Consider the following 15,068-nt stretch of genomic DNA (forward strand, 5'->3'; position numbering starts at 1 on the left):
ACGTGGAAACAAATTAAAAGCGTGGCCAGTATGCATAAATACGATGCACACTTAGCGACGTAAACGATAATATAAAACGGGTTTTCGTGTTCAGTTCATGTCTTTTCTGTCAATTACTACTTTACTCATCAGTGCTTACCTAGCACACTTCACTTAATCTCGTCTTTGCTTGCTAAATTCATGGTAAGTGAATCAATCTATATGACTGTTGCAACCAAAAAATTCAATATTATATAGTCTATAATGCATTGCCTATGAGGCTTAATTTACAAATACATTGCTGGAAAATCACGTCTATTAAGATTGCATATAAGCCACTTGCCATCTAGACTGCTTATTACCGAACTATGTTCCCTACACATGCAAACTGTCTATAAGACTTAATATCGACAGTCATGCCACACCAAATAGGCAACTTATGATCAACAGCTTTTTCAGAATACCGCTTTTTTCAGGATTAATAATCGGGGTAACTATAACTTTAAGAATCAGTATAAACTATAGTGTTGATAGGAAAGCATGCAGACACAAAAAAATGCCAAACATCTACAGACGTTTAGCTGATATTAACTGATTTTAAAAACTGCTATGTGTTCTTGCATGTATATCGTCTGTCCTTTTGATGGGTATCCACCGTTAATGCATACGTATGTTGGCAGACACAAAAGGTCAAGCTACGAATTATAATAAAAAAAAGCTGGCAATGCAAGGCATTACCAGCTTTTTTTTTCTGTACAGTGTTAAACTTATTTTAGTTCAACAGTTGCACCAGCTTCTTCAAGTTTCTTTTTCAACTCTTCAGCTTCAGCTTTAGATGCGCCTTCTTTGATTGGAGCTGGAGCGCCTTCAACCAAATCTTTCGCTTCTTTTAGGCCAAGACCAGTTGCTTCACGTACGGCTTTAATTACGCCAACTTTCTTGTCGCCGAAGCTAGCAAGAACAACGTCAAACTCGTCTTTTTCTTCAGCAGCAGCAGCGCCACCAGCAGCAGCAACAGGTGCAGCAGCAGCAACAGCAGCAGTTACGCCGAATTTTTCTTCCATATCGCTGATTAGCTCAACGATGTCCATTACTGACATTTCAGCGATTGCGTTTAACACATCTTCTTTAGATAGTGCCATGAGAACTCTCCGTTATCTGATAAAAATTAATTGATTTTAATATCGCTTTGATTGATTGCCGAATGTGGCAATAAACTTCAACCAAAATTAGCAATGTTAAAGTTACGTTAAAACAAGCAATTAAGCAGCTTCTTTTGCGTCTTTGATTGCCGCTACAGTGCGAACGAACTTGCCAGGAACAGCGTTCATAGTCTGGACAAGCTTGGTCACTGGTGCGTTCATAGTAGCCATCAAGATAGAGATTGCTTCGTCGCGAGTTGGTAGCTTCGATACGCGCTCTAGCTCTTCTGGACCATAAACTTCACCACCGACTGATACTAATTTGGTCTCTAAAGCTTTGTTATCTTTACTGAAGTCGAAAACGACTCTGGCAGCAGATCCCAAATCTTCCATAGAGAAAGCCAAAAGTAGTGGACCAGTCATACGGTCTGACATGCTCTCAAACTTAGTGCCTTCAAAAGCACGTTTTGCCAGGGTATTTTTTACCACTTTCAAAACGACGCCTTTTTCACGGGCTTGTACGCGAAGCTGAGTAAGCTGTGCAACACCAATACCGTGATATTCGGCAGCTACTGCTGAGTAAGCATTAGCAGCAACTTCAGACACTTCAGCCACAACTTGTTGTTTTTGCTCTAGCGTTAATGCCATAAGTTGACTCCTTTAATCTTATCAATCTGCTTATCATAAAAGCGCTAAAAATCGAAATTTCTGCAAGCTTAAATTTCAAGCTAGGACTGACTTGATACGACACATTACCAGCGGATTCAATTAATAAAAAAAGCATCTACTGGTAACGACTGATTACGGCACCGTTATCAGAATGACGTTGAGTAATAGTTTGAAGATTATATAAATAACCTTACCGCCCTATTCGCTCGTGTCTTAAACTGTATGGGCCACCGTCTGCGTAGGACAACTAAGATTTTCATCTGTCGTCGATTAACAAAAGTGACTCAGTGTCATATTTAACCATTCGAAAATTGTTACTTATGACGCTAAACCACTCTCTACCTACGGTCTTAGACAGCGTAGCAAATACTACGCTGACCTAATTTTTGAATATAGTATGTGCTCATCATTCAAAATACTTGAAGTTCAAGTACTCAAAAATAGAGACTTTAATTATTTTGCAGTACGATAAGGAACAGCGTCAATCGTTAGACCAGGGCCCATCGTGCTAGACAAGGTGATTTTCTTGATGAAAGTACCTTTAGAAGTAGCAGGCTTAGCACGCTTTAAATCAGAAAGAATCGCTTGCGCGTTTTGCTCGATTTGCTCAGCAGTGAAACCAACTTGGCCGATAGTTGCATGGATAATACCAGCTTTATCAACACGGTACTGAGCCTGACCCGCTTTCGCATTAGTCACAGCTTCAGCAACGTTTGGCGTTACCGTACCAACTTTAGGGTTAGGCATTAGACCACGTGGACCTAGGATCGTACCCAATTGACCAACAACACGCATAGCATCAGGAGCTGCGATCACAACATCAAAGTCCATGTTACCGGCTTTGATTTCTTCTGCTAGGTCTTCAAAACCAACGATGTCCGCACCAGCTTCTTTAGCGGCTTCAGCAGCAGCGCCTTGAGCAAATACAGCAACGCGTTTAGTTTTACCAGTACCAGCAGGTAGATTGGTTGCACCGCGAACGACTTGGTCAGATTTACGTGGGTCAACGCCCAAGTTTACTGCAATATCGATAGACTCTTTGAATTTTAGCGCTGGCAAATCGTTTAGGATTTGAACGGCTTCTTCTAGCGTGTATTGTTTTTCGTTATCAACACGGCTTTGAATTTCTTTTTGACGTTTGGTTAGCTTAGACATTATACACCCTCCACGGTAATACCCATTGAACGTGCAGTACCAGCGATGGTACGGACAGCAGCGTCAAGATCAGCAGCCGTTAAATCTGCATTCTTAGTCTTAACGATTTCTTCTAGTTGTGCACGGTCCACTTTGCCGACTTTAGCAGTGTTCGGTGTACCTGAACCTTTAGCGATGCCAGCAGCTTTACGTAGTAAGTACGCAGCTGGTGGTGACTTCATGATGAAGGTAAAAGATTTATCGTTATATACTGTGATCTCAGTTGGGATCGGTAGACCTGGCTCCTGGCCTGAGGTCGCAGCGTTAAATTCTTTACAGAACGCCATGATGTTCACGCCTTTTTGACCCAAAGCTGGACCAATCGGTGGTGAAGGATTTGCTTTGCCTGCAGGCACTTGCAGTTTGATGTAACCATCAATCTTCTTAGCCATGATACTCTCCTAAATGGGTGATAGCGCCAAATCAACGTGATACGACATATAACTGGTTGACTAACAGCTCCCCGGTTGATGAACTTTTTGCTGATTTAGTCTAGTTTTTCAACTTTACTAAACTCAAGCTCAACCTGCGTAGGTCGATTAAATACGTTTACCGTTAAATGTAGTTTAGACTTCTCATAATCCACTTTTTCTACTAACCCTTTAAAGTCAGTGAATGGACCATCGATAACCAATAACTCTTCGCCTGGCTCAAATAGAGTCTTAGGACGTGGGTCAGTTTCAGTCTGGTTCAAACGGTTTAAAATGCGATCAGCTTCTACTTGCGTAATCGGTGCAGGCATCTCAGGCGTACCACCGACGAAGCCCATAATACGAGGGCAATCTTTTACGATGTGCCAAGTATTATCGTTCATCTCCATCTGGATCAATACATAACCTGGAAAGAATTTACGCTCGCTCTTACGCTTTTTGCCGTCTTTCATTTCGACGACTTCTTCAGTAGGAACCAGTACATCACCGAATGACTCAGCAAAGTCACTACGGTTAATACGATCAGTTAACGAACGTTGTACTTGTTTTTCATATCCTGAAAACGCTTGGACAATATACCAACGCATATCACGCTCCTGATCATTATGAATAAGTCGTTATAAGTAAATCTCGTTAATAGTCACTAATACATGCTATTAACCGATAAAGATACCAACGAACCAATTAAAGAAATTATCTAATAACCAAATAAAAAACCCAACAATTCCGATCACGACAATGACTTGCCATGTGTATTGAAAGGTTTCGTCTTTACCTGGCCATGTCACTCGGCGAAGCTCAACACCTGCGTCTCTTAATAATATTTTAAAAGCACGACCTTGATGCGTCAGCGCCAAGCAAATTAATGCAAATACAACAAGTGCAACAATAATACCAATACGTACCCAGACATCGTTGGCAGGTTGCCAATAGCCTGGTAAATATTGATTAACGAGAGTCGCACCGATCAAAACAATTGCGGCAAGTAGCCACAAAATCAAATCTTTGATTGAGCCAGTCTTAGCAACTTCAACAGCAGAAGTACCGCTCGCTGAGATGTGCTTATTTTTAGACAGCATTCCACCAGCAACCGCCTTGGCATCAGATAACTTAGTCTCGAGGTTATCTTGATTATTGCTCATAAAGAACTCGCTTCGGAGATGATGGGGTACAACAAAGATGAGATAAGAAGATGGCAGGCGATGTAGGACTCGAACCTACAACCCTCGGTTTTGGAGACCGATGCTCTACCAATTGAGCCAATCGCCTATGGATGTAAAGGACAGCATTATACAATATCCAGCATAGAATGCAAGCCTTTGGCGGTAAAATTGTTAATTTTTACCTGATATTACATCTATCAAAAGTCACTATATTAATTATAGGCTTTCTCGTTATGGTTTAGATTAACCATACACGTTAAATGCAGCGCTAATATAGCAAGCTATGTGGCAAATTACAATACAGTGCATTATAAATAAATAGCCAGTATCAAAAGTCACTCCATCAAAAGAACCATTTTACCAAAACTTAGATCTAATGCTGCAAATACCCCTATTTACCTCCAAAAAAAAGCCACCCTAGATAGGATGGCTTTTTTATGACTAATTCATAATCTCATTACTGAGACTTAAGTCTTAGTTCAATACGTTAGCAACAACACCAGCGCCTACAGTACGGCCACCTTCACGAATAGCGAAGCGTAGACCTTTGTCCATAGCGATTGGGTGGATAAGCTCTACGCCCATCTCAACGTTATCACCAGGCATGACCATTTCAGTACCGTCTTGTAATTGGATTGCGCCAGTTACGTCAGTGGTACGGAAGTAGAACTGTGGACGATAGCCGTTTAGGAATGGTGTGTGACGACCACCCTCTTCTTTTGACAGTACGTATACTTCTGCGTCAAATTTGGTGTGAGGCGTGATTGAACCTGGCTTCGCTAGTACTTGGCCACGTTGTACGTCTTCACGCTTAGTACCACGTAGTAGTACGCCACAGTTTTCGCCAGCACGACCTTCGTCAAGCATTTTACGGAACATCTCTACACCTGTACAGGTGGTTTTTTGAGTGTCACGGATACCAACGATTTCGATTTCGTCACCAACTTTTACGATACCAGATTCAACACGGCCAGTTACTACGGTACCACGACCTGAGATTGAGAATACGTCTTCGATTGGCATTAGGAATGCTTTGTCAACGTCACGCTCTGGCTCTGGGATGTAGGTGTCTAGTACGTTTAGTAGTTCTACAACGGCTGGTTGGCCGTATTTTTCTTGTGAGCCTTTTAGGGCTTCAGTAGCAGAACCGTGGATGATTGGGGTGTCATCACCTGGGAAGTCATAGTCGTTCAATAGTTCACGAACTTCCATTTCTACTAGTTCTAGTAGTTCTTCGTCATCTACCATGTCACATTTGTTCATGAATACGATGATGTATGGTACGCCAACCTGACGTGATAGCAAGATGTGCTCACGAGTCTGTGGCATTGGGCCGTCAGTTGCTGATACAACTAAGATTGCGCCGTCCATCTGAGCGGCACCGGTGATCATGTTTTTAACATAATCGGCGTGACCTGGGCAGTCTACGTGTGCGTAGTGACGTGTGTCTGTGTCATATTCTACGTGTGAGGTGTTGATGGTGATACCACGTGCTTTTTCTTCTGGTGCTGAGTCAATAGATGCGTAGTCTTTTGCTTCGCCACCAGAGGTGATTGCAGCTACGGTTGCGATTGCAGCGGTAAGGGTGGTTTTACCATGGTCAACGTGTCCGATGGTACCGACGTTGACGTGTGGCTTGCTACGTTCAAACTTGGCCTTTGCCATGGGTATTTCCTCTTTTTTTTGGTTCCAAGGCTTAATTCATATAAATATGACAATTAAGAAAATCTTGGTCACCTTAAGATAATTGTTAAAAGGTTACACATACTAATGTGCAGATATTATAAGAAAATTGCGACCAATAACAAGTCTTTTAACAAGTTATTGGCCGATTCTTTAGTGACAATACACAGAGATACTCTATATTGTCACCTTTAGTAAGCTTTATTTACTCGTCATCATCTTTAGAGTTGTACTTAGAGATGATTTCAGCAGCAACTGATTTTGGAATTTCAACGTACTTTTGGAATTCCATTGAGTAAGTTGCACGGCCTTGCGACATAGAGCGCATTTGAGTGGCATAACCAAACATTTCCGCTAATGGTACTTCAGCACGAATCTGTTTAGTGCCACCAGGTAGGTCTTCCATACCCTGTACCAAACCACGACGACGGTTAAGATCGCCCATGATGTCGCCCATGTAGTCTTCAGGTGTTTCAACTTCTACTTTCATCACTGGCTCAAGTAGCGCTGGATCAGCTGCTAAGAAACCTTTTTTGAAGGCCATAGAACCTGCCATCTTAAATGACAATTCATCAGAGTCAACGTCATGATAAGAACCATCATACAAAGTCGCTTTTACGCCAACTACTGGGTAGCCTGCAAGTACGCCGTTTTTCATGCGCTCTTGGATACCTTTATCAACAGCACCGTGGAATTCTTTTGGTACCACACCGCCAACAACTTCTTCAGCGAATTCATATTCAGTGTCGCCAGCTGGATCAAGTGGTTCAAGACGTAACCATACGTGACCAAACTTACCACGACCACCTGTTTGACGTACGAATTTGCCTTCTTGTTCAACAGTGTTACGAATCGTCTCACGATAAGCAACCTGAGGTGCACCGATGTTTGCTTCAACGTTGAATTCACGCTTCATACGGTCAACAAGAATCTCTAGATGCAGCTCACCCATACCACTGATAATCGTCTGACCAGATTCTTCGTCAGTGTGTACACGGAACGATGGATCTTCTTTTGCCAAACGGCCAAGCGCGATTGACATTTTTTCTTGGTCAGCTTTGGTCTTAGGCTCAACCGCTAGAGAGATAACTGGTTCTGGGAATTCCATACGCTCAAGCGTGATCACGTTGTCTTCGTCACATAGCGTATCACCAGTCGTTACATCTTTCATGCCGACTAGGGCTGCGATATCACCTGTACGAATCTCTGCAAGCTCTTCTTGAGAGTTTGCCATCATCTGTACAATACGGCCAACACGCTCACGCTTCATTTTAACTGGGTTATAAACACTGCTACCCTGCTTCATGACACCAGAATAAACACGTACGAAGGTTAAGTTACCAACGAACTTGTCGTTCATGATTTTGAACGCTAGTGCTGAGAAAGGTGCTTCATCTGATGCTTCACGGCTGCCTTCGCTTTCGTCTTTGTCATCAAGAATACCTTTAATAGCAGGTACGTCAATTGGTGCTGGTAGATACTGGATAACCGCATCTAGCATCTTTTGTACACCTTTGTTTTTAAAGGCAGTACCACAAAGAAGTGGGATGATTTCGTTATCAATAGTCAACTGACGAATAGCACTGTGGATCTGCTCTTCAGTCAACTCACCATTTTCTAGATATTCGTTCATCAACTCTTCATTGGCTTCAGCAGCACTTTCTACAAGGTACTCGCGATACTCGTCCGCTTTGTCTTGTAGTTCAGTTGGGATATCACGCTCATCATACTGCATACCTTGAGACGCTTCGTCCCAATAGATAGCTTTCATAGTCACTAGATCAACAACGCCTTCGAAGTCATCTTCTTTCCCAATTGGAATAACCAATGGTACTGGCTTGCCGCCAAGACGGGTTTTGATCTGTTCGATAACACGATAGAAATCAGCACCAACACGGTCCATTTTGTTTACAAATGCAAGACGTGGTACTTTGTATTTGTTCGCTTGACGCCATACGGTCTCAGACTGTGGCTGAACGCCGCCTACTGCACAGTAAACCATGCAAGCGCCATCAAGTACGCGCATAGAACGTTCAACTTCGATCGTGAAGTCAACGTGACCTGGGGTATCGATGATGTTGATACGGTGTTCGTCAAACTGTTTAGCCATACCTGACCAAAAACAAGTTGTTGCTGCTGAGGTAATAGTAATACCACGCTCTTGTTCTTGCTCCATCCAGTCCATAGTGGCTGCGCCATCATGTACTTCGCCAATTTTGTGGCTAACACCGGTATAGAATAAAACACGCTCAGTAGTGGTCGTTTTACCAGCATCGATGTGCGCTGAAATACCAATATTGCGATAGCGTTTTAGGGGAGTTTTACGAGCCATAGTGTTTTCCTAGGAAAAGTCGTGTATATAATAATGTATTGTGTCTCTACCTCATACTCTATGACAAAGCGTTCAGCTTCGTAATATTACTTACTGATTATTGAGCCTAATACGGACAAAAAAAGAGCAAATACTAAGAATAGTGTGGCATCAAATTTGGGATGTTCTCTAATGAAAGGATGAAAGTCATACTTGTTAAGAGAGACATCTTGATAGATGTCCGCCACCCCAGTCATTAATAAATAACATTTATATATGACCGAATGATGATGGCGGCAATCAATAGAATAAACAACAATGTAAGATTAATGAGTATGAGCTATTAATCTCAAGCTACTGTTAAAAAGTAGCTTAGAAACGGTAATGAGAGAATGCTTTGTTAGCATCTGCCATGCGGTGAACTTCGTCACGCTTTTTCATAGCAGCGCCTTTGCCATCAGCAGCATCATTCAATTCGCCAGCTAAACGCAAAGCCATTGATTTTTCAGAACGCTTAGCAGCAGCTTCAGCTAACCAACGCATAGCCAAGGCAGTACGACGGGAGGGGCGTACTTCCATTGGTACTTGATAGGTTGCACCGCCAACGCGGCGAGCTTTTACTTCTACCATTGGGCGTACATTTTCAAGCACTTCTTCGAAGAAAGATACTGGATCTTCAACTTTACGCTTCTCACTTACTGTCTCAAGTGCACCGTAAACGATACGCTCAGCAGTAGATTTTTTACCATCACTCATTACATGGTTGATGAATTTTGCAACAGTTTGGCTACCAAACTTAGGATCCGGTAGGATCTCACGGGCAGCAACGACGCGACGTCTTGGCATAATAAATTTCCTTATCTTCAGGAGTGTCTAACATTCACAACATCGACTACTCATCATTAGGGTATAGCAGTGAGTTATCAGTTAGCCTTACTGCATGGTGGTATGTTTTAAGAGCAAATCACTGATATAAAAGTAATATGACTACTGACACCAAACCCATGCACAGTTATTGGGTAGTACAAAAAGCTTTGTTAATAACGTTTAGTTATTAAACTTTAGGCTTCTTAGCACCGTACTTAGAGCGACCTTGCTTACGGTCTTTAACGCCTGCACAATCTAATGCACCGCGAACAGTGTGATAACGTACACCTGGTAGATCTTTTACACGACCACCACGGATTAGAACTACACTGTGCTCTTGTAGGTTATGACCTTCGCCGCCGATGTAGCTTGATACTTCATAGCCTGAAGTCAAACGTACACGACATACTTTACGCATGGCAGAGTTAGGTTTTTTTGGCGTGGTAGTATATACACGAGTACATACACCGCGACGCTGTGGGCACGCTTCCAACGCAGGAACTTTTGACTTTTCCTTGATGGTTTTGCGACCTTTACGAATCAATTGGTTAGTTGTTGCCATAAGGCATCCTTCTCCCGTTTGGTATAAAACAAAAAATGGGCCAATGCACCATCTATCTGACAATAATTGCAGATTTCTGGGCACCCATTTTTAGGACAGTGTATTATAAAGAGTTGTTGCTGCTATTTCAACCACTTATGAATGGTTTCGCTTTACAACATTTGATAGATATGCATTCATCCTCGCATTATATCACTTTATCGTTTTTTTGCCGAAAAACAGCGTCATAAATAAAGTAAACAAGGCAAGCTCAAGCATCATTAAGAAAAGATATTCGAATATAAATGCTACTTGATAGTAACTAAGTGGTGGTATTTATCCTGATTTCAAGTCACTCTACTCAACCCAACCAAGATAAATACCATTGTGCTTATTAATATACAACCTAACTAGCAAATAATATGTCTATTACTTGGCTTTTTTATCAGACGTTTGCTTTTCTGAGTCTTTTTTGCTAATGGTTTCTTCTGTATCGCTATTTTCTTCTGTCTTTTCTGTGTCTTTCTGCGCATCGTTATTACTGGCTTTTTTTACTTCAGCCTCGCTATTACTATCATCAGTAATGGCACGATTGGCAAGTTTTGCCTCTGGCGCAAAAGTCGCTTTAGCAACGCCAATCACTTCATCAATCAACTGACTGTTATAATGTACGCCGATGGCTACTGCTGTAACGGGAATAAAACGGCGAACCCATAATAGGTTTATTTTGTCCAAATCAATTCCTACTTGTCTAGCAATACTGTCTATTTGCTCAGCATAGTAGTTTACGTTTTGATTTTTTAGACCCAAGTTCTTCAGCTCGCTATGCAACCCGTGGCTCTGAGCATTATCCAGCAAACCTTTACCGATACCCATACCTGCTAGCAATGCTTGTTTTTCTTGCATTTTGCTTAGATCGGCACTTGAGAGCAATTCGTATGCCATTTTCACACCTTGTTTACCTGTGAGCGGCTTATTGTATATAGCTGCAATTTGGTAGACAGTGCGTAGAGATACCAATAATAGCCATAAGGTATCAGCAAGTAGACCTGGCAGTCCTGCTAAACCCGTAAGGCCGCCCATTGCTGCAAGTGCACGGTTTTGGTTAGCGATGTCAGTTGCAAGTGCATAACGCTCTTCATCATCTAAACTAGCAATATTGGCAAAGCGATGCTCGTTCGGTAAGTCTAATTGACTCCAGTTTGATGCAAGTTTCGCAACTTGAGCAAACGCGCTATCTACTGTCGATTGAAAAAAGCTGTTTGGTACGACTTTTTTGGCATATTTGCCATAAGTAGCAAAACGTGGACCTAATAATTGCTGCGTAGCCTTTAAGGTTTGCTCACGAAATAAGTCTTGTTGATAATCCTCATCGCCTAAATCTACCGCTTTGTATTGGCGCGGTTTGCCTGTTTTGGCATTCATGCTATCAATCATGGAGCCCACGCGCTCTAGGTTGTTGCGTGTGAAAGAGCCAATAGTATTGATACTTTTTGAAAGAGTGCTAGGCTTTGCCATTGTGATGTCCTTAATATGATGAATAATAATGTGATGAATAATTTTTTTAGTAATAGTGATATGAATGTATTTAATCTTCAAGCTGTCAGTGTAATAAGTCAAGGCCGTTCCTGTCAGTGCGAACAATGTTATCGCAATCACAAATTTTGTATCTAAAAGTACAACTTAATTTTTGTCCGACTTAACCATAGCCTTTAGCTTGCCCACATTGTTTTTCATAAACAATAAAGCGATTGCTCAAACAACAAGGTTTCATAGCCACTCAATTTCTCATTACCTTGTAGCGATAGAGGCTATTTCGCCATTATTTTACACTTGTCCAAAGATTTTCACTGCTTGATACGTTATCATGTGCCGTAAGTGAGAGCATAATTGTACACTGAAATGACATTGTCTTTAATAGTCTGGCGTTAGCTAAATTCATGCTATCGTTATCTACATAGGCTGTTTTTTCATTATAATGCTCAAATTCATTCATCGTTAAACATTACATATAGATTTACAACGATTATTGCAACCAATTGCTAGCAAGTCGTTACTCATAAGGAATAGCATATGCGCCGCGTCGTCATCACTGGAGCAGGGATTGTCTCTTGTATCGGACATGATCTAGACACTGTCACTACCGCTCTTAAAGAAGGGGAATCTGGTATCACATATAATGATTCTTACGCTGAGCACGAGTTTAAATCACACGTGAGCGGTAGTATCAATCAATCAGAACTGGATACTAGTGGTATCGATCGTAAACTCAAACGCTTTTTTAGTGATGCCAGTCTGTACGCTTATGTCAGTGCACTAAACGCCATTGAACATTCAGGACTGTCACTTGACACCATTAATAACAATCCACGTGTGGGTGTGGTCGCAAGCTCAGGCGGTGCGTCAACAGAAAACATCGTGAACGCTGTGGATGCCATGCGTGAAAAAGGTCTACGCGGTGTCGGTGCGATGGCTGTACCTAAAACCATGGGCAGCTCAGTATCAGCAGCCCTAGCCACTGGTCTAAAAATCCAAGGTGTCTCCTACTCGCTTTCCTCTGCTTGCGCAACCTCGACTCATTGTATCGGTCATGCCGCTGAGCTTATCCAACTGGGTAAAGCTGATGTAATATTGGCTGGTGGTAGTGAAGCTGAGCATTGGACACAGTCTTGTATGTTTGATGCGATGGGTGCAGTGAGTACTCAATATAACGACACACCAACACTCGCCTCAAGAGCTTATGACAAAGATCGCGACGGGTTTGTGATTGCTGCTGGTGGCGCGATGGTTGTGGTAGAAAGTTTAGAGCACGCACAAGCACGTGGCGCCAACATCTTAGCTGAAATCGTCGGCTACGGTGCTACCTCTGATGGTGCAGAAATGGTTGCCCCAAGTGGCGAAGGCGCTGTACGTTGTATGCAACAAGCCTTAGCTGAAGCTGGCCTAGAAAGCGTTGATTATATCAATAGCCATGGTACCAGCACACCGCTGGGCGATATCACAGAACTCAAAGCGATTGCTAAAGTTTTTGATAATGATGTCAGTAAAGTACCTGCGATCAGCTCAACCAAATCGATGACAGGTCATAGCTTAGGCGCTGTTGGTGCGCAAGAGCTGATTTACTGCCTACTTATGCTACAAGACGGCTTTATCGCACCGAGCATCAACGTTGACAACTTAGATCCTGCAGCTGAAGGTTTCGATATTGTTACCCAGATGCGTGAATCAAACCTTGAAACCTTGATGAGCAATAGCTTCGGCTTTGGTGGTACTAACGCCACGCTCATCATCAAAAAATTCGACGCTTAAACCATGCTCGCACCAAATCAAACGATAACTAAGCAGACAGATTCTACGCCATCGCCAGCTAGTAAATCTAGCTGGCGTTTTGGTGATTTGTCAGCGGCTGAATTAATGCCACAGCTAAGACGCCATTTACTTAACCAAGATGATGCAGCAAATTGGCAATTGGCTTGGTTAAATAATGATGGACGACCAGTAATTGGCTTACTGCCTAAAGTCAGCTGGTCGGTTTATCCAACTGATCAAAAACCTGCTAAAGATTCAGTCAATACTTATAGAGTGGTTAAAAACTGCCGTGATAACTGCTCTACTCATAGCGAAAATACCATGACAGCCTATATGAGTTATCTAGAATGGCAAAATGAGCTTATTGCTTATAGCAAAGCTTATGATACCGATAATAATAGCTCAAATAACGTAAACCCGAAAAGCACAAAACCCTGTTATCATCATGGTCTGATTGGTTTTATCGGTTACGATATCGCTGCTTATGAGTTAAGTCCTGCAGACAGAATCGAATTGGCAAATCAGCCTTGTGCCTCATTAGGGCATTACGATATTTATCTAACACCCGCAGCCGATACTGATACTGGTTGGGAGCTAAAAAGTATTCAAACCAATAGTAGCCCTAATGAAGCTGTCGGCAACAAGTCAAAAGATGAGTTCATAGTTGCTCTGACATCCTACCTAGATGAACTGGATAAAAAGCTGTCCGACAAACATCTTAATCAAGCACAATCTAAGTACACATCACATACTATACCTGTCGTCCTAACGGCACGATGGAGTAAGCGTGATTATCAGCAAGCATTTGATCGTACTCAAGACTGTCTAGAGCAAGGTGATTGCTATCAAATCAACCTGACGCAAACGTGGTCGGGCTACTTGCCATATAAAAACGATGCGACTCAACCAACTTCAGCGCTTATCGATTATCTGCCTGCGCTACATCATAATACCAAAGCACCTTTTGCAGGCTATTTGAGCGTTGATGGTACGAGCGTTGATGGTACAAGTGTTGAGCACTTTGATATCTTTAACCACAATTTTGAGTTATTAAGCTGCTCGCCTGAGCTGTTCTTTACTTTTATCAAAAACAAAGTGACTGATAAGCACCATATTCTGACCAAGCCAATCAAAGGCACTATGCCTCGTGGCTCCACTGACAAGCAAGATGAATCGTATAAGCAACAACTGGTCGATAGCGAAAAAGACCGTGCCGAAAATGTCATGATTGTGGATTTACTACGCAATGATTTGGGTAAATATGCCAAAATCGGTAGCGTAAAAGTGCCGCAACTGTTTGCGATTGAGAGTTTTAGTAACGTGCATCATATGGTCAGCACTATTACTGCTGAGCTAAAAGCGGATACGCATCCATTAGCTGTATTATTTGGCAGTCTGCCTGCTGGCTCTATCACTGGCACGCCCAAAAAACGAGCCGTCGAAATTATCTCTGAGCTAGAGTCTACACCACGCGGTGCTTATTGCGGCACCATGGGTTATATGAATTTTGATGGCAGTGGTCAATGGAATGTACTCATTCGTACATTGCAAGCTGGTGCTTCATTAACTGATGAATTTAATAAAGAAAAACACATAAATCTGTGGGCGGGTGGCGGTATTACGGTCGCGTCTGATTGTCATGCTGAATATCAAGAGTGCTTAGATAAGGTAGGCAATCTACTGGCGGTGTTGGCGAAAAAAGTATAAACGACTGAAATACTATTTTGCGCTGGCCTCTAAAGAAAAAAGCCTGCTTAACATTGCGCTAGCAGGCTTTTT

At 42.2% G+C, this 15,068-nt stretch carries 13 protein-coding genes and 1 tRNA gene; 2 read left to right on the plus strand and 12 right to left on the minus strand.

Annotation, left to right across the window (positions count from 1 at the left end; all coding sequences use genetic code 11):
• Positions 1-746 precede the first annotated feature (746 nt).
• From rplL to CUR83_RS12050, 12 genes are all read right to left on the minus strand, one after another.
• The gene (rplL, locus tag CUR83_RS11995) at positions 747-1,121 is read right to left on the minus strand and encodes a 50S ribosomal protein L7/L12 (RefSeq protein ID WP_093071059.1); all 375 of its coding nucleotides are present in this window, start codon (positions 1,119-1,121) and stop codon (positions 747-749) included.
• Positions 1,122-1,241: 120 nt separating this feature from the next.
• Positions 1,242-1,769: a 50S ribosomal protein L10 gene (gene rplJ / locus CUR83_RS12000; RefSeq protein WP_071002922.1), complete on the minus strand. Its 528-nt coding sequence runs from the start codon at positions 1,767-1,769 to the stop codon at positions 1,242-1,244.
• A gap of 474 nt (positions 1,770-2,243) precedes the next feature.
• A complete protein-coding gene (gene rplA, locus CUR83_RS12005; protein ID WP_071002921.1) occupies positions 2,244-2,945 on the minus strand; it encodes a 50S ribosomal protein L1 in 702 nt (233 codons plus the stop codon).
• Complete coding sequence (gene rplK, locus CUR83_RS12010; RefSeq protein ID WP_071002920.1) at positions 2,945-3,376, minus strand: 50S ribosomal protein L11; 432 nt, start codon at positions 3,374-3,376, stop codon at positions 2,945-2,947. Before rplK ends, rplA begins: the two co-directional genes overlap by 1 nt.
• 95 nt (positions 3,377-3,471) lie before the next feature.
• On the minus strand, positions 3,472-4,002 hold the full coding sequence (gene nusG / locus CUR83_RS12015) for a transcription termination/antitermination protein NusG (protein WP_071002919.1): 531 nt from the start codon (positions 4,000-4,002) through the stop codon (positions 3,472-3,474).
• Between the two features lie 69 nt (positions 4,003-4,071).
• Positions 4,072-4,557 (minus strand): preprotein translocase subunit SecE, encoded by a 486-nt coding sequence (gene secE / locus CUR83_RS12020; RefSeq protein WP_093071056.1) that lies wholly within the window; start codon positions 4,555-4,557, stop codon positions 4,072-4,074.
• A 51-nt stretch (positions 4,558-4,608) separates the two neighbouring features.
• Positions 4,609-4,684 (minus strand) — tRNA-Trp (locus CUR83_RS12025).
• 368 nt (positions 4,685-5,052) lie between these two features.
• Positions 5,053-6,243: an elongation factor Tu gene (gene tuf, locus CUR83_RS12030; RefSeq protein ID WP_071002260.1), complete on the minus strand. Its 1,191-nt coding sequence runs from the start codon at positions 6,241-6,243 to the stop codon at positions 5,053-5,055.
• A 223-nt stretch (positions 6,244-6,466) separates the two neighbouring features.
• A complete protein-coding gene (gene fusA / locus CUR83_RS12035; RefSeq protein ID WP_212564142.1) occupies positions 6,467-8,593 on the minus strand; it encodes an elongation factor G in 2,127 nt (708 codons plus the stop codon).
• A 351-nt stretch (positions 8,594-8,944) separates the two neighbouring features.
• Complete coding sequence (gene rpsG / locus CUR83_RS12040; RefSeq protein WP_057761735.1) at positions 8,945-9,418, minus strand: 30S ribosomal protein S7; 474 nt, start codon at positions 9,416-9,418, stop codon at positions 8,945-8,947.
• A 208-nt stretch (positions 9,419-9,626) separates the two neighbouring features.
• A complete protein-coding gene (gene rpsL / locus CUR83_RS12045) occupies positions 9,627-10,001 on the minus strand; it encodes a 30S ribosomal protein S12 (RefSeq protein ID WP_011281154.1) in 375 nt (124 codons plus the stop codon).
• 408 nt (positions 10,002-10,409) lie between these two features.
• A complete protein-coding gene (locus tag CUR83_RS12050; protein ID WP_284719730.1) occupies positions 10,410-11,498 on the minus strand; it encodes an EcsC family protein in 1,089 nt (362 codons plus the stop codon).
• Between the two features lie 555 nt (positions 11,499-12,053).
• Here CUR83_RS12050 and CUR83_RS12055 point away from each other — a divergent pair.
• Both CUR83_RS12055 and CUR83_RS12060 read left to right on the plus strand, forming a co-directional pair.
• A complete protein-coding gene (locus CUR83_RS12055) occupies positions 12,054-13,289 on the plus strand; it encodes a beta-ketoacyl-ACP synthase II (protein WP_284719731.1) in 1,236 nt (411 codons plus the stop codon).
• Between the two features lie 3 nt (positions 13,290-13,292).
• A complete protein-coding gene (locus CUR83_RS12060) occupies positions 13,293-14,996 on the plus strand; it encodes an anthranilate synthase component I family protein (protein WP_284719732.1) in 1,704 nt (567 codons plus the stop codon).
• Positions 14,997-15,068 lie beyond the last annotated feature (72 nt).

Source organism: Psychrobacter pocilloporae (assembly GCF_029872915.1).
In the GTDB taxonomy this organism is placed as follows: Bacteria; Pseudomonadota; Gammaproteobacteria; order Pseudomonadales; family Moraxellaceae; genus Psychrobacter; species Psychrobacter pacificensis.

What these genes read in the sequence shown, in the direction of transcription:
- rplL (WP_093071059.1), bottom strand. Translation starts at nt 1,121, where the DNA reads ATGGCACTATCTAAAGAAGATGTGTTAAACGCAATCGCTGAAATGTCA.
- rplJ (WP_071002922.1), bottom strand. Translation starts at nt 1,769, where the DNA reads ATGGCATTAACGCTAGAGCAAAAACAACAAGTTGTGGCTGAAGTGTCT.
- rplA (WP_071002921.1), bottom strand. Translation starts at nt 2,945, where the DNA reads ATGTCTAAGCTAACCAAACGTCAAAAAGAAATTCAAAGCCGTGTTGAT.
- rplK (WP_071002920.1), bottom strand. Translation starts at nt 3,376, where the DNA reads ATGGCTAAGAAGATTGATGGTTACATCAAACTGCAAGTGCCTGCAGGC.
- nusG (WP_071002919.1), bottom strand. Translation starts at nt 4,002, where the DNA reads ATGCGTTGGTATATTGTCCAAGCGTTTTCAGGATATGAAAAACAAGTA.
- secE (WP_093071056.1), bottom strand. Translation starts at nt 4,557, where the DNA reads ATGAGCAATAATCAAGATAACCTCGAGACTAAGTTATCTGATGCCAAG.
- tuf (WP_071002260.1), bottom strand. Translation starts at nt 6,243, where the DNA reads ATGGCAAAGGCCAAGTTTGAACGTAGCAAGCCACACGTCAACGTCGGT.
- fusA (WP_212564142.1), bottom strand. Translation starts at nt 8,593, where the DNA reads ATGGCTCGTAAAACTCCCCTAAAACGCTATCGCAATATTGGTATTTCA.
- rpsG (WP_057761735.1), bottom strand. Translation starts at nt 9,418, where the DNA reads ATGCCAAGACGTCGCGTCGTTGCTGCCCGTGAGATCCTACCGGATCCT.
- rpsL (WP_011281154.1), bottom strand. Translation starts at nt 10,001, where the DNA reads ATGGCAACAACTAACCAATTGATTCGTAAAGGTCGCAAAACCATCAAG.
- CUR83_RS12050 (WP_284719730.1), bottom strand. Translation starts at nt 11,498, where the DNA reads ATGGCAAAGCCTAGCACTCTTTCAAAAAGTATCAATACTATTGGCTCT.
- CUR83_RS12055 (WP_284719731.1), top strand. Translation starts at nt 12,054, where the DNA reads ATGCGCCGCGTCGTCATCACTGGAGCAGGGATTGTCTCTTGTATCGGA.
- CUR83_RS12060 (WP_284719732.1), top strand. Translation starts at nt 13,293, where the DNA reads ATGCTCGCACCAAATCAAACGATAACTAAGCAGACAGATTCTACGCCA.